Source organism: Planotetraspora sp. A-T 1434 (assembly GCF_025420585.1).
Lineage (GTDB): Bacteria > Actinomycetota > Actinomycetes > Streptosporangiales > Streptosporangiaceae > JAOEGB01.
The window spans coordinates 49,279-68,697 of record NZ_JAOEGB010000013.1; the positions used below are offsets into that span (position 1 = coordinate 49,279).

13 protein-coding genes and 2 pseudogenes are annotated in these 19,419 nt (G+C 70.3%); 9 read left to right on the plus strand and 6 right to left on the minus strand.

Translation table 11 applies throughout. From position 1 onward, the window contains the following. Positions 1-71 precede the first annotated feature (71 nt). Both N5079_RS18320 and N5079_RS18325 read left to right on the plus strand, forming a co-directional pair. The gene (locus N5079_RS18320) at positions 72-836 is read left to right on the plus strand and encodes an SDR family NAD(P)-dependent oxidoreductase (protein ID WP_261585129.1); all 765 of its coding nucleotides are present in this window, start codon (positions 72-74) and stop codon (positions 834-836) included. A 530-nt stretch (positions 837-1,366) separates the two neighbouring features. Beyond that, positions 1,367-2,164, plus strand: coding sequence for an inositol monophosphatase family protein (locus N5079_RS18325; protein WP_261585130.1), 798 nt, complete (start codon positions 1,367-1,369; stop codon positions 2,162-2,164). A 123-nt stretch (positions 2,165-2,287) separates the two neighbouring features. Here the strand turns inward: N5079_RS18325 and N5079_RS18330 are convergent, their stop codons facing one another. Next, a complete protein-coding gene (locus tag N5079_RS18330; RefSeq protein WP_261585132.1) occupies positions 2,288-3,418 on the minus strand; it encodes a hypothetical protein in 1,131 nt (376 codons plus the stop codon). A gap of 179 nt (positions 3,419-3,597) precedes the next feature. On the opposite strand from N5079_RS18330, the pseudogene N5079_RS18335 reads away from it, so the two are divergent. From N5079_RS18335 to N5079_RS18355, 6 genes and pseudogenes are all read left to right on the plus strand, one after another. Beyond that, a pseudogene (locus N5079_RS18335) lies at positions 3,598-3,945 on the plus strand (DNA-binding response regulator); the annotation flags it as partial. 68 nt (positions 3,946-4,013) lie between these two features. Then, positions 4,014-4,823 carry a sugar phosphate isomerase/epimerase family protein gene (locus N5079_RS18340; protein WP_261585133.1) on the plus strand — a complete coding sequence of 270 codons (810 nt, stop codon included), beginning with the start codon at positions 4,014-4,016 and terminating at the stop codon, positions 4,821-4,823. Between the two features lie 416 nt (positions 4,824-5,239). Continuing rightward, positions 5,240-6,562, plus strand: coding sequence for an FAD-dependent oxidoreductase (locus N5079_RS18345; RefSeq protein ID WP_261585134.1), 1,323 nt, complete (start codon positions 5,240-5,242; stop codon positions 6,560-6,562). A 295-nt stretch (positions 6,563-6,857) separates the two neighbouring features. Then, positions 6,858-7,427: pseudogene (locus tag N5079_RS35580) on the plus strand (hypothetical protein); the annotation flags it as partial. Positions 7,428-7,453: 26 nt separating this feature from the next. Further along, the gene (locus N5079_RS18350) at positions 7,454-7,804 is read left to right on the plus strand and encodes a zinc-binding dehydrogenase (protein ID WP_261585135.1); all 351 of its coding nucleotides are present in this window, start codon (positions 7,454-7,456) and stop codon (positions 7,802-7,804) included. Positions 7,805-8,119: 315 nt separating this feature from the next. Then, a complete protein-coding gene (locus N5079_RS18355; protein WP_261585137.1) occupies positions 8,120-9,004 on the plus strand; it encodes a hypothetical protein in 885 nt (294 codons plus the stop codon). 55 nt (positions 9,005-9,059) lie between these two features. On the opposite strand, the gene N5079_RS18360 is transcribed toward N5079_RS18355, so the two are convergent. From N5079_RS18360 to N5079_RS18375, 4 genes are all read right to left on the minus strand, one after another. Next, a complete protein-coding gene (locus N5079_RS18360; protein ID WP_261585138.1) occupies positions 9,060-10,088 on the minus strand; it encodes a universal stress protein in 1,029 nt (342 codons plus the stop codon). Positions 10,089-10,387: 299 nt separating this feature from the next. Continuing rightward, on the minus strand, positions 10,388-12,913 hold the full coding sequence (locus N5079_RS18365; protein WP_261585139.1) for a cation-translocating P-type ATPase: 2,526 nt from the start codon (positions 12,911-12,913) through the stop codon (positions 10,388-10,390). Positions 12,914-13,017: 104 nt separating this feature from the next. Next, a complete protein-coding gene (locus tag N5079_RS18370; RefSeq protein ID WP_410007806.1) occupies positions 13,018-15,399 on the minus strand; it encodes a phosphoketolase in 2,382 nt (793 codons plus the stop codon). A gap of 47 nt (positions 15,400-15,446) precedes the next feature. Beyond that, positions 15,447-17,246, minus strand: coding sequence for a GAF domain-containing protein (locus tag N5079_RS18375; protein ID WP_261585141.1), 1,800 nt, complete (start codon positions 17,244-17,246; stop codon positions 15,447-15,449). Between the two features lie 181 nt (positions 17,247-17,427). Here N5079_RS18375 and N5079_RS18380 point away from each other — a divergent pair, with 181 nt between their 5' ends. Then, on the plus strand, positions 17,428-18,345 hold the full coding sequence (locus N5079_RS18380) for a hypothetical protein (RefSeq protein WP_261585142.1): 918 nt from the start codon (positions 17,428-17,430) through the stop codon (positions 18,343-18,345). A gap of 36 nt (positions 18,346-18,381) precedes the next feature. Here the strand turns inward: N5079_RS18380 and N5079_RS18385 are convergent, their stop codons facing one another. Beyond that, complete coding sequence (locus tag N5079_RS18385; RefSeq protein WP_261585143.1) at positions 18,382-19,380, minus strand: Acg family FMN-binding oxidoreductase; 999 nt, start codon at positions 19,378-19,380, stop codon at positions 18,382-18,384. Between the last annotated feature and the right edge of the window lie 39 nt (positions 19,381-19,419).

The window sequence follows — 19,419 nt, forward strand, 5'->3', positions numbered from 1 at the left end:
GGCTGAACGCACCGCCCCACAAGCTGATCTGACGCGGTTACTCGGACAGACCACGGACCAGGAGGAGCTCCATGGGAACGCTTGACGGGAAGGTAGTGCTGATCACCGGCACCGCAGGGGGTTTGGGTCGCGTCGCGTCGCTGACCTTTGCGCGAGAAGGCGCAAAGGTCGTCGGGTGCGACTTCCAGGTTGATGCCAACAACGAGACGGTCGAACTCGTCCGTCGCGCCGGCGGTGAAATGACGGGCATCGCGCCGGTTGATCTCACCGACCCGGAACAGGTCCGGCAACTCGTTGAGGACGCCGTGGCCGCCTATGGCGGGCTCGACGTGGTCTACAACAACGCGGCCATACAACGCTTCGGCCCGATGCCCGATTTCTCTGTCGAGGACTGGCGGGTGACCATCGCCGGCGAACTCGACATACCCTTCTTCGTATCGAAGTTCGCATGGCCGCACCTGGTCCGGCGCGGTGGCGGCGTCATCATCAACGTCGCGTCCATATCCGGCATGATCGCTGGCGAGGTCCCCCCAATGGTCGGGCACAGTGCGGCGAAGGCCGGCGTCATCGGTATGACGCGGCAACTCGCGCTTGAAGGTGCGCGCCATGGGATCCGTGCGGTGGCGATCAGCCCCGGGCCCATCCTGACCCCGGTCATTGACCGCGATCTCGGCGACAACCAGGCGGCCAGGGACGCGGTAACCGGCAAGACGCTCCTCAAGCGCTTCGGTCAGCCCGAGGAGATCGTCGAGTTGGCGGCCTTCCTCGCTTCTGACCGGGCAGGATACATCACAGGCGCCAACTACCCGGTCGACGGCGGCGCGGCCGCCTGGTAGCCCTACCGGGAGCTTGCGCAAATCCCCACGCTCCGCGAACGCTCCGCCGTACAGTCCGCGGCGAGACCCGGTGAACTGACCTCGTCCGGAGGACATCGTCCCCTGTGCCTCCGCACAGGCCCGCGGCCTGGGCGCGGGCTCAGGAGGTCAGGCGTGAGACGGCGCCGGGCCCAATGCCAACGCCCGGTGCCGGTCGAGGCATCAGACGGTCATTGGGGAGGACGGGCGAACAACTCGAGGTGGGAGCACTGGACGCAGCGAAACGCGTCGACGATCGATCGCGGCTTGCCCAGACGTCTGGCCCCGCCGAAAGGTCCCCGTTCGAGGGCGCCCGCGATCCAGCTGCCATAGCCCCTGGATCCCTGGCCAGTGTCATCCATGAAGCCGGGCTGTAAGTCTTGTCCGCCACATTGAGTGCACTTCATCACCGCAGTGTGCCAGTATGACCGCCTTGCCGTTCATGGAAGTGACACTGTGGCCATCCCCACTGGCAGGATCGGGCCGAGAGGAACATCTTCCAGGGGGCGCGTGTGAGTGTGGACCGGATTCTCGACGTCGCGGTCCGGGCGGCGCAGGACGCCGGCGGGCTGATCCGCGACTACGCGGCGGGCGATGGGATCCCCGTGGACTACAAGGGGGGCTTCGAGCCCGTCACGATCGCTGATCTGGCCGCTGACGGCCTCATCCGTGATGCCGTGGCCGCCGCGTTTCCCGGCCATCGCGTGCTGACAGAGGAGACCGCCGGCCCCGACTGGAGCAGAGCCGGTTTCGACGGGCCGTTGTGGATCGTCGACCCGATCGACGGGACCGCCAACTACGCGCGCGGGCACCGCTACGTCTCCGTGTCCATCGCCTACGCCGAAGACGGCGTCGTGCGTGCCGGAGTCGTCCACGCTCCGTTCCTCGGCGAGACCTTCACCGCCGTCAAGGGCCGCGGCGCCTTCCTCAACGGCACGCCGATCCGCGTGGGCGCCCCCGAGAGCCTCAAGCGGTCGATCGTCAGCACGGGCTTCCCACACGACAAGACCGATGTCGAGCCGCTGGTCGAACGCGTACGGCGGCTGCTCATCCACTGCCAGGACATCATGCGTGGGTCCTCCCCCGCACTGGACATCGCCTGGACCGCCTGCGGCCGCCTCGACGCCCACACCGAGGCGCTGTTCCCATGGGACGTCGCCGCGGCCGGGCTCATCGCCACCGAGGCGGGAGCCAGGCGCGGCAGTTTGCTGCCCGTCCCCGACGGCATCCCGCCCGACCTGTACGGCGAGGCCTTCATCGTGGCCGCTCCCGCCATCTACGACGAGCTCGTCACGCTCCTCTCCGGTTAAGCCCGCCTGGCCCACACGCCTTGCGATACAGGGCCCGCTGCCTTCTCAGGCCGGCGGGGCGCGGCGAACCGTGGCCTTCCGGCCCAGCCAGCCGTACTTCCGCCTGACACATGTGGTCGGCGATCATTTGAGGGTGGAGGAGACCACCGCTGGTTTGCCGGCGCCGCGGAAGAAGATGCCGGGGAAACCCGGGGTCTCGAATCCGGCGCTGCGGTTGCGGCGCAGCGTCGAGTGGTCGATCGTCAGGGTGCCGGTGAGGTCGTTGCTGACGAAGAAGACGGCTCCGCCGCCCTCCTTGGCGTAGTTGTCCTGAATGATCGAGCCGGCGATTCGTACAGTGAACCGGTTGCCGTCGGTGTAGACGGCCCCGCCGCTGCCACCGCCCGGCGTCCCGCCGCGTGCGGGGTTGGCGCCCCGCCCGATCGCCTTGTTGTGCGTCATGACGCTGTTGAGCACCACCCACGACACCCCGATGCTGCTCAGCGCGCCGCCGTTGGAGCACACGCCGCCAAGGCCGGCGGCTCCTCCGAACGTGCTGCTGACGATGTAGACCGGTAGGCGGCGCGACTGGTCGAGCACGCGGATGGCCGCTCCGCCCAGGTCGGGGCCGGTGGAGTCGCACCGGTTCCGGATGAACCGTGAATTGACCACCTTGATCCGGCCGCCGCGCGCGAAGATGGCGCCGCCGCCTCCCCCGTCGACCCGCTGACCGGTGGCGTTGCCGTCGGCGAACGTGAGGTTCTGCACGGTGAGCTGGGGCTGAGCCTGGTCGTCGCAGTGCGGCGTGGTCCATCCCTGGGCCTTGTCACAGGTGTTCATGTAGAGGATCCGCCGCGTTCCACCGCCGCTGAGCGTCACCTTGCCGCCGCCGTCGAGGACGACCCTGGCGCTGGCGTTGCGCACCCTCGCGGTGGCCCGCATGGTGATCGTCACAGGAGCCGGGCCGCAGGAGAAGGTGATGACACCGCCCGCCGCGACAGCCTTTACCACGGCCTGCGACGTGCAACTCGCCGGCGTGCCATCGCCGATGACCCGCGTCGGGTGCGAGGTGTCGACCGCCCGCGCCTCGACCGGCACGACGGCATGGCCGTTCGGGTTGCCGAAGTGCGGCCCCGGCGTCCCGGCCTGCGCCACATACGGCGAGCCCGGCGAGCCGGTCCGCGACGCGGCGGCCGCTTCCGGGCCGGACAGTCCGCACGGAGGAACGAGCGAGACCAGTGAGGTGACCAGGGCAACGCCGCATCTGAGTCGCACGGGCCGATGCTACTGAAACCCGATCAGGGCATGTCGGCTTTGGTCAAGTTTCCATCCGGTCTGCCCATGATGGTCACCGTCGTGGTGGGTGTGCATGCCTGCCGGCGATCGTCGTCGGCGCGGCCGTAACGCCCACGCAGGGTCCGGATCATGGCGACGCCTCGCCGTGCCCGGTCCGGGCGGTGGAGGCCGGAGCGGCCGGCTATCTCCTCAAGGAGTTTCCTCCGGACGAGCTGTTCCACGCGCTGCGGACGGCCGCGTCCGGTGAGACCGTTCTTTCCCCGCCCGTCGCGTCACGGCTGACGCAGCGGGTCCGCGCGCCGCAGCTCGCGCCGAGCCAGCGGGAGATCGAGATCCTGGAGCCGCTCGCCGACGGCCGCTCCAACCGGGAGATCAGCCGGGCGCTGTTCATCAGCGAGGCCACGGTCAAAACGCACCTCGCTCACATCTACGACAAGCTCGGTGTGGACAACCGTACGGCGGCCGTCCGGACCGCGGTCGACCGCCGCCTGATCCGGCTCGCCTGATCGGCTCGTGTGCGTTGGAGCTCCTACGGCCTTGACCGTGGCGGCGGGCAGCCTCCAGGCTGGTCGGCGTGCCGTACGCCTCGACTGATCGACAGCCCGCGCCGCTCCAGCCGGGTCTGGTCTCGGTGACCTTCCGGCAGCTGCCGGCCGAATCGGTGGTAGAGCTGGCCGCGCGAGCGCAGCTCGCCGCCATCGAGTGGGGCGGCGACATCCACGTCCCGCATGGCGACCTGGACTTAGCTCGCCACGTCGCTGCGATGACCGCCGACGCGGGCCTCGACGTGGCCTGCTACGGCTCCTACTACCGCCTCGGCCATTCCTCGGCCGAGGGGTTGGCGCCCGAGACCGTGGTCGAGACCGCGGCGGCGCTGGGCGCTCCCACCATCCGCGTGTGGGCAGGGAGAATCGGCAGCGACGAGGCCGACCCCGCGTACTGGGACGCGGTCGTCACCGACGCCCGCCGGGTGGCCGAGCTGGCCGGTGCCGCCGGGATGACCGTGTCGTTCGAATACCACCGCAACACCCTCACGGACACGCGGGAGTCGGCCCGGCGCCTGCTGGGCGAACTGGCCGACGTTCCCATCCGCACGCTGTGGCAGCCCGCACCCGAGCGGGATCGCGCGGAGAACCTCGGCGACCTCCGGGACGTGCTCCCCTGGTTGCACCACGTTCACGTGTTCACCTGGACCGCGACCCGCGAACGGCTGCCGCTGGCGGACGGCCTCGAGGACTGGGCCGCCTACCTTGACGTCGCGTCGGATGGCGGCGCCCGCTACGCCCTGCTCGAGTTCGTGGCCGACGACAGCCCGGTTCAGTTCGCCGACGACGCGGCCACCCTGGTCACCGCCATGGGCGCGCCGCGACCCGGGAACCGGTGACTCACAGCCTGCTCTACGTGAACCGCTGATGAAGCTTCCGGGTCGATCTGGTCGATGGTTCCACCACGTCGGTGCGTATCAAGGTCGGTGAGCACTCAGGCGAAGGCGACTCCCCGCAGGCCGCCTGGTGACGACCCATACACACCGAACAGCACAGCCGCTCGGCGACCGGCTCGAATGGCTGGCACGGCCTGTGTGCCGGTGCCGCTTGAGCCCGCCGAGTCCGTGATGCCGATGGGCCGGCCGTTGTGTACCCACTCGTACGTGATCTCCGCGGGGCCGCGCGGTGCGCTGATGTGCGGCCGCGAGGCTCTTGATCGGCACCCGGCGTCGAAGAGAGCACTCACGGCGATGCCGGATGGCACCGGCTCGGCAAGGCTGGCCGTACATCGGACACGGTCGGCTGGAGGCACGCGGTGGGTCAGGCGGCTGGGCGTGCGGTTGTCCTCGGCGCGAGCATGGCCGGGCTGCTGACCGCGCGGGTCCTCTCGGAGTTCTACGATCAGGTGACCGTCGTCGACCGGGACGCGATGCCGCCGGGCATCGGGCACCGGCGCGGCGTGCCCCAGGGACATCACGTGCACGCGTTGCTCGCCCGGGGCGCGCAGGTGCTCGACGATCTGTTCCCGGGCCTGACCGCCGAGGTGATCGACGCCGGCGCTCCGAGTGGCGACCTGCTGGGCGGCATCCGGTGGCTGCTGTCGGGTCATCGGATACGCCGCGTCGATATCGGCCAGCCGGTGCTGTTCCCCAGCCGCCCCTTGCTGGAAGGCCGCGTGCGGGCGCGAGTGCTGGCGCTGCCTGGTGTGCGGATCGTCGCACGTCACGACATCGTGGGGCTGACCTCCACCGCCGACCACCGGGCCGTCACCGGGGTGTCGGTGCGCGGGGAGGACGGCGAGGTGACGACCATACCGGCCGACCTGGTCGTCGACGCCTCCGGCCGCGGTTCTCGAACCCCGCTGTGGCTGGAGGAGATGGGTTACCAACGCCCGCCGGTCGACAAGATCCATATCGGGGTGGGTTACTCCTCCCGGCCTTACCGGTTGCCGCCGGACGCCTTGGGGACCGATCGGCTCATCCTCCTCAACTGGACCCCGGAACACCCCCGGGCCGCCGCCGTGGCCGCACAGGAGGACGGGAGGTTCCTGGTCACACTGGCCGGAATGCTCGGCGATCACCCGCCGACCGATCCCGGCGAGTTCCTCTCCTTCGCCGCGGGGCTCCCCTTCGACGACGTTCACCGCGTGATCCGCGATGGCGAGCCGCTCGGCGACCCGGTCGGCTTCCAGTACCCGGCCAACGTCCGGCGCCGCTACGAGAGGCTGTCTCATTTCCCCGACCGGTTACTCGTTCTCGGCGATGCCATCTGCGGGTTCAATCCGATCTACGGCCAGGGCATGACGGTGGCCGCTTTAGAGGCCGCCACCCTGCGCCGGCTCTTGTCCGGCGGACGGCCGATCACGTGGCAGCGGTACTTCAAGGCCGTCGCCGACGTCATCGACGTGCCCTGGGGGATCGCCACCGGCACCGACCTGGCCTTCCCGGGCGTTCAAGGCCGGCGCACGGCGAAGGTCCGCATGGTCAACGCCTACCTTCCCCGGCTGCACGCCGCGGCGGCGACCGACCCCACCCTCGCCGCCGCGTTCGTGCGCGTCACGGGGCTGCTCGACCGCCCGGAAGGGCTCCTGCGACCGGACCGCCTGCTCAGGGTCTTCCGCGGCCTTCGCACACGCTGACATCCCCATGGCCGAAGGTGAACGGCAAGGGCGCAAGGTGGGTGGCGGCCACCCCAGGAACCCGGAGACCTGGTGCTCTACCACGAGGGCGAGCAGGCCCCGGGGCGACGATCCGACCGCTGAACCGCACCTGAACCCTCTCAGCCGGAGACGCGGCCCTGTTCCCGGCGGGCGGGGTGGCTGAACGGCGCGGCGCGCCGGTGTACTCGGCGATGCGGGGAACGGGGACGTCCGGACGAGGGCGGCCTACTCATCGGTGAGTCCCATCGCCAGGGGCGGCTCCGCGAGCTGGACCATGGGCGAATTCTCCTTGCTGTGTCATGGCGGCCGCCACGGCCGGAAACCGCTCCCCCAACCTCCGTCTCGCCGTACGGCCGGGGGCAGAGGCGCACGACCTCCACGGCGTGGGACGTTGGGCCCTTCCTCGCCACAGCCGTCCATCACCTGGTGCCGTGCCGGCGAACCAGGACCGGCCCGGCTTGTTTGGTGCGCGCGGCCCTCAGGCCGTGTTTTCGGGGACTCCCTACGTCCACCGATTCCGGGCCCTTCGGCCCTCCCCGCCAGGCGCGGCGGGCTGGACGCTGGAGACCCCAATGAGAGGAGACGGGACAATGCGCGCATCGGTCGTCACCGGGTTCGACCGCCCGATCGAGATTCACGACCTGCCGATCCCGGAGCTCCGGCCCGGACCTACAAGGCCGTCAAGGTCTCCGGGCTGCGGCCGACAGAGCGTGCGGCGATCTTCGGCATCGGCGGCCTGGGACACCTGGCCCAGCAGTACGCGCAGATCTTCGGCTCCGACACCATCGCGGTCGACGTCACGGAGGAGAAGCTCCGCCTCGCCCGCGGGCTCGGAGCGACCCACGTCGTCACGCCGCCGCCACCGACCCGGTGGCCGCGATCCGGCAGTTGGGCGGGGCCGACGTCGCCATCGTCCTGGCAGCCGACCCGCACGTCCTGGAGCAGGCGCACGCGTCCCTGCGCCGAGGCGGCCGGCTCATGCTGGTCTCCCTGCCCAGGGACAACGCGATGCGCCTGCCGATCTTCGAGACGGTGCTGGGCGGGATCAGCGTGATCGGGTCCATCGTGGGCACCCGCGCCGACCTGGCCGAGGTCTTCCGTCTGCACGCGGCCGGCCGTACGACGGTGAAGTACGAGACCCGCAAGCTGGACGAGATCAACCGGGCCTTCGAGGACGTCCTCGCCGGGAACGTCCCCGCTCGGCCGGTCCTCGCGCTGTGACCGCGTTGGCGGAGCGCCGGTGAAGTCTTCACGAGCTCATGCGGGTCTGAAACACCGGCAACCGGAGCCTGGAAAGGCTCGGCTTGCCTGAATGATCTCGCTTGTACGGTCATTTGATGGTGGAAACCGCTTTCCGCCGCCCGTGGTTTCTCAGGTGACCGTACAAGAGAGATCGCGACCGCGACACCTGCAAGGAACCAGCTGCCTCCACTGATCCAGTGACCCGTGGCGACCAAGCCACGCCCTCACGACCACGCGCTCAGGCGAGCGCATCACGCGCTCACGCGACCAAATCACGCCCACGAAAGGTGTTCCATGACCACTACCGACTCCGCGACCGCCCGCGCCGCCGTCCCGGCGTGGACGAGGGGGGCCGTCGTCTGGCTGCGGCTGTCCGTGCTGGGTGCGCTCCTCGCCGCCGCGGGCAACATCGCCGGGCTCGTGAACGCCGGCGGCGTCTACGGCAAGGAGACCAGCGCGTTCATCGATCAGGCGATAGCCCAGGACGCCGTCAACCTCGCCGTGGTCTCCCCCGCGATCGTGGTCCTCGCGGTCCTGGCCCGCCGGGGCTCGCTCCGGGCGTACCTGATGTGGCTCGGCGGCCTGGCCTTCACGACGTACAACTACGTCATCTACACGATGTCGGTGCACGTCGGGCCGCTGTTCCTGGTCTGGATCGCCGTCCTCGGGCTGTCGGCGTTCTCCCTCATCGGCGGCCTGGCCGCGCTCGACGCCGGGGCGGTCGGGGACCGCTTCGGCCATGCGCCGCAGCGGCTGGCGGGATGGTTTCTCATCGCCGTCGCCGCGCTGTTCACGCTGCTGTGGCTGAAGGACATCGTGCCGGCGATTCTGGACGGCCGCGCACCCCAGAGCGTGAGCGAACTGGCGCTGCCGTCGAGCCCGGTGCACGTGCTGGACCTATCGTTCTTCCTCCCCGCCGCCTTCGCCACCGGGGTGCTCCTGCTCCGGGGACGGCCCTGGTCCTACACCACCGCTCCCGGCCTGCTCGTCTTCCTGGCTCTGACCGGGCTGCCGATCATCGTCACGCCGTTCGTCGCCGAGGCGCGCGGCGACGAACCCGCGTGGGCCGTGCTCCCGCCGATCGGGGTGATCACCATCGCCTGCCTCGCCGTACTGGCCCGCTTGACGCATGGCGCCACACCGCCGAGGCGGTCAGACGAAGTCCGTACGCCTGCCTAATGCCCGACTGTCTAATGGCCGACGTCAAATGGCCGACTGTCTAATGGCCGACTGTCTAATGGCCCGTCGCCGTGACCGGTGGCTTCACCACGGCGACGGAGCAGGCGGCGTGATGCAGCAGGCCCTGGCTGACCGAGCCGAGCAGCCGGGCGCGGACGCCCCCGGCCCCGCGTGACCCAACGACGATCAGCCGTGCCTCGCCCCTATAAGAGAGCAGGGCGGGCAGCGGCCGTTCCCTGACGACACACGCCGTGATGGCGATGCGCGACCGGCGACCGGCCCCCCGCGATGCGGCAAGGCCCGGTACGGCCGGCCCCGGTAGGGCAGGCCGCGATTCGGCAGGCCATGATTCGGCCAGCCACGGCTCGACGAGCTCCGCCAGCATCCGCTCCGCTTCGGCGACGCGGTCAGCGCAGGCCCCGTCAGCACGGGCCCCGTCAGCACGGGCCCGGTCCGCATCGAGCCGGTCGGCGTCCCGCCGGTGAGCATGAAGAAGGGCGGCCTCGGGGCGGTCGGCGGTGGGGGCGCCGGTTGCCTCCCCCAAGGCGTGCACCACTCGCAAGGGCAGGCCGCGTCCAGCGGCGGTCCGGGCGGCGAACTCCATGGCGGCGCGCGAAGAGGGGGACGAGTCGACCCCCACCACCACGCCGCCCCGTGGGTCGTCCACGCCTCCACCGGCCCGCACGACGACGACCGGGCAGCTCGCGTGCGCGGCGGCGTGGGCGCTCACCGATCCGAGCACCAGCCCGGCGACTCCGCCCAGCCCCCGGTGGCCGACCACCAGCGCCGAGGCGTCCCGGCTCAGCGAGATGAGCTCCTCTCTGGGGTCTCCACGGAGCAGGACAGGGCGAATCTCCCTGCCGGGTAGCAGCCGCTCGGCCAGTGCGACGCCCTCGGCCAGGCAACGGCTCGCCAGGCGGCGTTCCCCGATGGCGGTCGCTTCCGCCCACGACGCGTAGGGCCCGGCCCATATCTGGCAGATGGTCAGCCGGGTCCGCTCGGCCCTGCACTGCTCGGCCGCCCACTCCACGGCGGCACGGCCTGGTGGCGATCCGTCGTAGCCGACGATGACTTCCCGATTCATGCCGCGACTTCCCGATCTATGCCGCTCACGTGCCCAGGCACCGGATCACCTGCCCGGCGCGCTTTCCCCGGCACGACGTCCCCCGGTCGGTTCCGGCACCACATCGACATACTGTATGCGCCGCCACCAGGCGCGACGGTCGCCCGTGCCACTCTGCGTCACGCCATGTCAGCCCGTGTCACAACCTGTCACCTGCTATTACCCCTCGTCGCCGTCCCGCCTGGTGGCGTCAAGAAAGTGCGCATGATCACGTGCGGCAAAGCCGGAGGCATCCCGGGTTTCCGGGAAAGTGCGCATGATCACGGCACGAGAGGGGCAGGGCGGGCCGTACGGAGCCGGAGCAGGTCGCTCACCAGGACGGTGAACAGGGCCGCGCCGAGTGCCATCGCCCAGCCGAGCGGCGGCACCGGCACGAGGGCGAGCAGGGCGCCGAGCGGGGGGACCGTCGTCACAAGAGCCTGCAGGGCGGCCGTGGCTGTGACCGCCACGAGTACGGCACGCCCGCGCCACCAGCCGGGCTCGAACGTCCAGCGGCGGGCCCTGACCACATACGCCAGGGTCAGGCGGGCGAAGACGAGGGCGAGCACGGCCTCGCTCCGCACCTGCTCCTCGCTCCAGCCGAGGCGGCGGGCCACCTCGACCGCGGCGAAGACGAGCACGCCCACGACGAGCGCGCGGAGCGCGACCCGGCGCAGCACCCGCCAGGACAGCAGGCCGTCCCGGCGCGGGCTGACGGAGAGGGGATCGCCCAGGGGACTGTCGACGCCGAGCGCGATGGCGGGGATGCCGTCCAGCACCAGGTTGATCCAGAGCAGGTGCACGGGAAGCAGCGGAACGACCAGGTCCGGCCACAGAAGCAGGCCGGCGAGAACGATGAGGATCTCCGCGAGGTTGCCGGTGAGCAGGTAGCCGATCATCGAGGCCACGTTGTGGTGCAGGCGGCGGCCCTCGCGGACGCCGGTGACGATCGTGCCGAGTTCGCCGTTCGTGACGACGACGGCGGCGGCCTCCCGGGCGACGTCGGTGCCCTCGTCTCCGGCCATGGCGACGCCCACGTCGGCGTGGCGCAGCGCCGGGGCGTCGTTGACACCGTCGCCGGTCATCGCCACCACCTCGCCGTTTCCCCGCAAGGCGTGGACCAGATCGAGCTTGGTCGCCGGATCCACCCGGGCCAGGACGGCGGCCTCGCGCAGCCGGGCCGCCCTGTCGGGGCCGTCGAGCGCGGAGCCGGTCACCACAGGTTCGGGGTGGATGCCCACCTCCTCGGCGACCGCGCGGGCGGTGTCGGCGTGGTCGCCGGTGACCATGACGACGCGGATGCCGGCGGCGCGGCAGTCGGCGACCGCCCGGCGGGCGGAGGCGCGGATCTCGTCCCGCAGCGCGACGAGGCCGACCGGTCGGAGCCCGTCCGCGTCGAGGTCGCCGGTGTCCTTCTCGGCGAGCGCCAGCACCCGCAGACCCCTCCGGGCGAGGTCCGGTACGGCTCCCGCCAGCCGGTCGGCCTCCTCTCCGGGGGCGCATCGGGCCAGCACCACCTCGGGGGCGCCCTTGAGCGTGAGCAGCGGCACCGTGCTCATTTCTGCGCTTGTTTCCCCGCCGCTCACTTCTCCGCCGGCCCCGTCCAGGGCGGCCGTCGTGATCACCGCCATCGAACGGGTGTCGGCGTCGAAAGGGCGCAGGGCCAGCCGCGACTCGCCGGGTGCGAGCCGTACGCCGTGGTTCTCGGCGGCGGTGGCGAGCGCCACGTCGACCGCGTCGCCGAGCCCGTCGCGGGCGTCGTTGCAGCGCAGCGCGGCCCGCCACAGGTCGGCCCCGGGCACGGCCACCTGGTCGATCACCGTCAGATGTCCCGTGGTGAGCGTGCCGGTCTTGTCGGTGGCGATGACCGTGGTCGCCCCGAGGGCCTGGATGGCGGACAGCCGCCGGACGATCACGCCGAGCTTGGCCATGCGCTGCGACCCCAGGGCCAGGGCCGTGGTGACCGCCGCGGCCATGCTCTCCGGAACGGCGGCGATGGCCAGCGCGACTCCCGCCAGGATGATGTCGGCAAGCGCGGCCTCGTCCCGGCTGACCCGGGTCAGGCCTATCAGGATCATCACGCATCCCGCGGCGACGGCCAGGACGCCGATGCGCCGCGACACCTTGGCCAGCTCCAGCTCCAGTGGCCCCTTGACGCCGCCATGCAGGGCGGTGGCGATCCGGCCCATCTCGGTGCGGGCGCCGGTCCGCTCGACCTCGGCCACGCCGGAGCCCCGGACGACCAGCGTCCCGGAGAACAGCTCTCCCCTGCGATCCCCCAGAGGCGTGCCGGGGTCGGCGGGGCCGGTGACCCGCTTGTCGGCGGACAGCGACTCCCCGGTGAGCATCGCCTCGTCGACGGCCAGCGCGCTCGCCTCGACCACGCGGGCGTCGGCCGGGACGCGGTCTCCGGCCGCGATCTCGATGACGTCCCCCGGGACGATCTCGGCCGCGGGCACTCTCCGCACGACGCCGTCCCGGCGGACCTTGGCCATGGGCGCGGTGAGGGTCCGCAACGCCCGCACGGCCCGGTCCGCCCTGGACTCCTGGCTCACCCCGATGACCACGTTGACCAGCAGGATGGCCAGGATCGCGGCTCCTTCGGGAACCTCTCCGAGCACGACCAGGGTGACCAGGCCCGCGATGAGCAACAGGATGGACATGGGGTCGGCGAGCTGACGCGCGGCCCGTGCCCGCAGGCTCGGCGGCGCGGGCTGCGGAAGCTCGTTGGGGCCGTGTCGGCCCAGTAGCCGCGAGGCGGTCTCCTCCGAGAGACCGGGCAGGGTCGGCACAGCGGTGGTGTCCATGCCGTCAGCAGATCATGTGATAGATGGGCGGATCTTCGGGCGAAGGCCCCGCCTCGACGGGACCTTCGGCGCGACCGATTGAGGGACCTTCGGTCCTGCGCGGCCTACCACGGCCACTTCCAGTCGCGGATCTCGGCGGGGTCCTCGCCGTGCTCGCGGGTGTGCGCCCGGGCGCGGAGGCGGGCGTCGGCCATGTGCTGCCGGAGCCCCGCCGCCCTGGTCGCCAGGCCGGGGACGCGGTCGATGACGTCCATGACGAGGTGGAACCGGTCGATGTCGTTGAGCATCGCCATGTCGAAGGGCGTGGTGGTGGTGCCCTCCTCCTTGTAACCCCGCACATGGAGGTTGTCGTGGCCGTTCCGCCGATAGGTCAGCCGGTGGATCAGCCAGGGGTAGCCGTGGAAGTTGAAGATCACCGGCCGATCCGTAGTGAACACCATGTCGTATTCGGTGTCACTCATCCCGTGCGGGTGCTCCGACGGCGGCTGGAGCCGCATCAGGTCGACGACGTTGACCACGCGGACCTTCAACTCGGGCAGATGCTCACGCAGCAGCGCGGCGGCGGCGAGCGTCTCCAGGGCCGGCACGTCACCCGCGCACGCCAGAACGACGTCCGGCTCCTGACCCTCGTCGGTGGAGGCCCAGCCGATGATGCCCAGACCACGCGTGCAGTGGGCGATCGCCTCGTCCATCGTGAACAGATCGAGCACCGGCTGCTTGCCCGCCACCACCACGTTGACGTAGTCACGGGAGCGCAGGCAGTGGTCGGCCACCGACAGCAGCGTGTTCGCGTCCGGCGGCAGATAGACCCGCACGACCTCGGCCTTCTTGTTCACCACCACATCCAGGAAACCCGGATCCTGATGGCTGAAACCGTTGTGATCCTGCCGCCACACATGCGAGGACAACAGATAGTTCAGCGACGCCACCGGCCGCCGCCACGCGATCCTCCGGCTGGCCTCCAGCCACTTGGCGTGCTGGTTGAACATCGCATCCACGATATGGATGAACGCCTCGTAACAGTTGAACAACCCGTGGCGGCCGGTCAGCAGATAACCCTCCAGCCACCCCTGGCACAGGTGCTCACTCAGCACCTCCATCACCCGGCCACCCCGGGCCAGGTTCTCGTCGGTAGGCTCGATCCCGGCGTTCCAGGCGCGATCGGTGACCTCGAACACCGCCGAAAGCCGATTCGACGCGGTCTCATCCGGGCCCATCAACCGAAAAATACCCGGATTGGCCGCGATCACATCCCGCAGGAAACCGCCCAGCACACGCGTCGGCTCCGTGAACGCCGACGCCGGCGACTTGACCTCCACCGCATGATCACGAAAGTTCGGCAACTCGAGCGGCCGCAGCAACTCACCACCATTGGCATGCGGGTTCGCGCTCATCCGCCGCCGACCCTCCGGCACCGTACCCAGGATCTCGCCCTTCGGCCTCCCGCCGGCGTCGAACAACTCCTGCGGCCGGTAGGACCGCATCCACTCCTCCAGCGTCACCCGATGCCCCGCATCGTCCCGGACCCCCGCCAACGGCACCTGATGCGCCCGCCACGTCCCCTCCACCGGCACACCGTCCACCTCACGCGGCCCGGTCCACCCCTTCGGCGTACGAAGAACAACCATAGGAAGACGACGCTCCCCGCCCCGCTTGTACTCGGCGATCTCATCGAAGACCCCGTCCAGGGTCTCGGCCATCAACCGGTGCATCACCCCGGGATCGTCCCCGGCCACGATATGCGGGCGATACCCGTACCCCTCGATGAGCTTGACCAACTCCTCCTCCGGGATCCTGGCAAGGACCGCCGGGTTGGCGATCTTGTACCCATTCAGGTGCAGGATCGGCAGCACGACACCATCCCGCCCCGGATCGAGGAACTTGTTCGAATGCCAGCTCGCGGCCAGCGGGCCCGTCTCCGCCTCACCGTCACCGATGACACACGCCACCACAAGACCCGGATTGTCATAGGCCGCGCCGTAGGCGTGGGCGAGCGCGTACCCCAACTCCCCGCCCTCATGGATCGACCCCGGCGTCTCCGGAGCCACATGACTCGGAATGCCGCCCGGGAAGGAGAACTGCCGAAACAGCCGCCGCATCCCCTCGGCGTCCTGGCTGACGTGGGGATAGCGCTCGGAGTAGGTCCCCTCCAGCCAGGCGTGCGCGACCGCCGCCGGACCGCCGTGCCCCGGACCACAGACGTAGATCATTTCCTGGTCGCGCTCCCGGATCACCCGGTTCAGATGCGCGAAGCAGAAGTTGAGGCCGGGGGTGGTCCCCCAGTGGCCGAGCAGCCGCGGCTTGATGTGCTCCGGCCGCAGCGGCTCACCCAGCAGCGGGTTGTCCAGCAGATAGATCTGCCCGACCGCCAGATAGTTCGCGGCCCGCCAGTACGCGTCGACGCTCTTGAGTTCATCCATGGAGCTGAGCCTTCCCCCTGATGCGCTTCGTCGGCTAGGGACCTTCGTCCCCGGCGGGCGGGTCACAAGGTGCTCGGCGGGATCCGCCCCAGCGGCCGCTACGAGGGGAACGGCTAGCGGACCGGCACGCTCCACCGCAGCCGGGTGCCCCCGGACTCGGGAGAGGCGAGCTCGAAGGAGCCGCCGAGCCGCTCCGCGCGCTCTTCGAGGTTGCGCAGGCCGCTGCGCCGTCCCTCGTCCGGAATCCCGACCCCGTTGTCCGTCACGATCAGGGTGAGCCACCCGTCCTCGATGCGCGCCGTCACATCGGCCCGCGACGCCTTGGCATGGCGGACCAGGTTGGACAGTGCCTCGCGGAGTACGGCCAGCAGTTGCTCGGCGACCTCCTGGGGGACGTCGTTGTCGAGCTGCCCCTCCATGCTGAGCCCCGGCATGAACCCCAGGTGACCCCGGGCGCCCTCCACCAGGTCGACCACCTGCGCCCGCAGGCTGGGCGCGCTGGCCTCCTGCGGCGCCTGGAGGGCGAAGATGGTCGAGCGGATCTGCCGGATGGTGCCGTCCAGCTCGTCGATGGCGCTCTGCAGCCTCGACGAGGCCTCCGGCCGCTCCACGAGGCGGACCGCGCTCATGAGGGTCATGGCCACGGCGAACAGGCGCTGGATGACGACGTCGTGCAGGTCCTTGGCGATGCGGTCGCGGTCCTCCAGCAGGCCGAGCCGCTCCGCGTCCTTGCGGGTCTCGGCCAGTTCGAGCGCGACCGCGGCCTGCCCGGCGAACGCGTGCAGGGTGCGCAGTTCCGAGTTGCTGAACGGCACGCGTCCCGAGCGCTTTCCCAGTGACAGCACGCCGCGTACGGCCCCCGCCGCGCCGAGCGGAACGACGGCCAGCGGACCGACCGGGAAGTGCTCGGCGAAGACCTGCGGTCCGTCGCTCTCGGCGGGGTCGTTGACCATCAGCGGGTCGCCGCTCAGGAAGGCCCGGCCCGCGAGCGAGTCGGTGACGGGCACCTCGGTCCCGGTGAGATGCTCGTCCCCCAGCCCGTCCTCGATCACGACCCGGAGAGTCCCACCGGCATCACCGGAACCACTGGGCTTGCCGGAACCACTGGGCTTGCCGGAACCACTGGGCTTATCGGAACCACTGGGCTTATCGGAACCACTGGGCTTATCGGAACCACTGGGGAGCAGGATCGCCACGACGTCGGCGTCGGCCATCTCCCGGGCCCGCCGCGCCATCAGCGTGAGCACCTCGAACGGCTCGGCTCCGGACAGCAGGCGGGTGGTGATGTCCGACGACGCCTGGAGCCAGGTCTCACGGCGCCGGGTGTCCTCGTACAGCCGGGCGTTCTCGATGGCGACACCGGCCGCGGTGGCCAGGGCGACGACGATCGCCTCGTCCTCCTCGTCGAACTCTCCTCCCCCGCGCTTCTCGGTGAGGTAGAGGTTGCCGAAGACCTCGTCCCGGACCCGGACCGGCACCCCGAGGAAGCTCCCCATGGGCGGGTGGCCGGGCGGGAAGCCGTACGACTCCGGATGCTGGGAGATGTGCGCCAGCCGCAGCGTCTGGGGCTCCTTGATGAGCAGCCCGAGCAGGCCGAGGCCGTGCGGCCAGTGCTCGATCTTGGCGATCTCCTCCTCGGTCAGCCCCACGGGGACGAACTGGACGAGCGTGTTCTCCTCGCCGATCAGGCCCATGGCGCCGTAGCTGGCGTCGACCAGGGTGGTCGCGGTCCCGACGATCCGGCGGAGCACGGTCTCCAGGTCCAGGTCGCTGCCGACCGAGACGACCGCCTCCAGCAGCGCGTGCACGCGGTCACGGGTGGCCAGCACGGTTTCCAGCCGCGTCTGCAGCTCCGACAGCAGGTCGTCGAGGCGCATCTGGGGGATCAGCGGACGGGGCTCGTTCTCGCTCATAGCGGGAGTTTCGCATTGCGGCCGCCCACACGCCCACCCCGCCCCGGGGACGTGACTCCGGGACGAACGACTCTGCCCACTTGGGGACAGGGACACCCTGCTCTCCCCCGGCACCCGGCCGGGCCGCCGGCCCGGTCGAGCGTCACCGGGAAGGGACAAACAAGGTCTATGCTCGTGCCCCGTGATTAATCAGGAAATAGCCCCAGAAGATACCTACAGTCCCCCTGTCCCCCAGGTTGCGCCTCCTACGGAGGAAGAAGAAGACCGCGGAAGTGTCCTGGCTCTGATCGAGCGCATCGGCTCGGTTGTCGTCCCGATCGGAGTCGCGCTCTACGCCGTGCTCTACATCGGCGTCGAGCAGATTTACGGGACCTTCGGCATCAGCCCACAGCAGGCGGGGATCGACCAGTCGGTCCTTCTGGGCAGGCTCATGGGCACGCTGGTCTTGCTGATAATGGCGATCATCCCGGCCGTCGGGCTGGTCGTCGGGATCTGCTGGCTGATCAATAAGATCACTTTTGGCGCGCTCGGCAGACTGGTGCAGGCCGTCCGGCGGCGGCCCTGGATAGCCGCTTCGATCGCCGCACTCTGGTGTGGCGCCACCTATTGGGGCTTCTTCAACCTCGGTGTCGACCTGAACGCCGCGGTCATGGTCGTCATCGCCGTGGGGCTGGGCGTGGTGACCTTCCTGGTGCCGTTCCGTCTGCTGCGCCGCAAGCCGGTCGGTCGCGCGGGATTGAAGGTGCTGGTCGCCGCCCTGACGGGGCTTGGCCTCGGATTCCTCCTGATCCTGCAACTCGCCGACGGAGCGGCCGAGGTGCAGAAGACCGGACAGTCCAGCGACCTGCTCAGCTACGTCGGCTTCCAGGACCAGTGGGCCATACTGAGAAACGCCGACGACGACAAGCCTCTCTATGACAGCCGCTGGATGATGCTGCTGGGCGAGAGCGACGGCACGTACATCTTCTACGACTGCGACAAGCACGAGACTTTCCGCCGTCCGATGGACCACACCAATCTCTGGGACATCCAGCTCGCCCCTGAGCGGGAAAAGGGCTTCGCCTGCGGCAGCCTCGCCGGCGACAAGTCCGCCAAGTGACGATTCCCGACATCGGCGAGCAGGGCGGGAAGGTGGTCAGTCCTCCTCCAGCACGTCCGAGGATGGGCGGCGGATGCTACCGGTCTCGTCCAGGGCGAAGCCCAGCCTCATGATCATCTGAGGGTGGGCGCCCGCGCACAGGTTCCGCCTGATGAACTCCCTCAGGTCGTGCATCTCCAGCGCCTGAGTGTGGAACGCCGCGCTCAGGCCGTACGCGGAGGCGTGGAGGAGGACGCGCTGCAGCGCCTGACCCGCCGCCAGCCAGTCCTCTCGGCAGTCGCCGAGCGTGGTCAGCACGGCGACGAGGCCCGTGGCGGTGGACACCGGCAGGTCATCGGCCTGGCTGCCCCACGCCTGGCCCCGGGCGTAGTCCCGCTGCGCGAAGTGCTGCGGGGAGGTGCGCCTCGGGGCGGCCGGGTAGCTGCGGGCCGGCACGCCGTCGCGCCGGGCGCTGCCGGGAGGCCTGCTCCAGCGCATCACCTCCAGGGCGAACGCGCGGTCCTGGGACTGAACGTCCTGCGCCGCGTTGGTGAGCGCCGCGAGCACGCGCACACCGGCCTCGGACTCGATCGTCACGAGATCGGCCCGCTCGGCGCCGGCCTGCGCGGTCAGCGCCTCGATCACGTGCTCCGGCGCGGGCAGGGCAGCGAAGCCGGCCCGATGGGTGCGGCGGCGCTCGACCTCGGCGTGCAGCAGCCGGGTGTGCTCGCCGGGCTCCACTCGCGCTCCCGGCCGGATGGTGGCGAGCAGCAGCGGACGGTCGGCGTCCGGTAGCGCCCGGACCTCGGGTTCGTATCCCAGCGCGCTCAGCGTGAGCCGTACGTTGAAGAGGGCCGCGCCACAGCTGATCAGCATCTGCCGGCCCTCGGGGTCGGCGACGTGCAATCGCCTGTCGGGATCCGCGCGCAGGGCGATCTCGTCGCCGGACACGGCGAAGGACCAGGGCTGGGTGTTGTGCACGGAAGGGGCCCAGACGGCGGCCTCGACGGCGGTGTGCACCGCGTCGGCGACCGCTCCGGATACGCGAGTGTTCATTGTCTTCCCTCTCCGTGAACATCCCGGCTGCGTGGGATT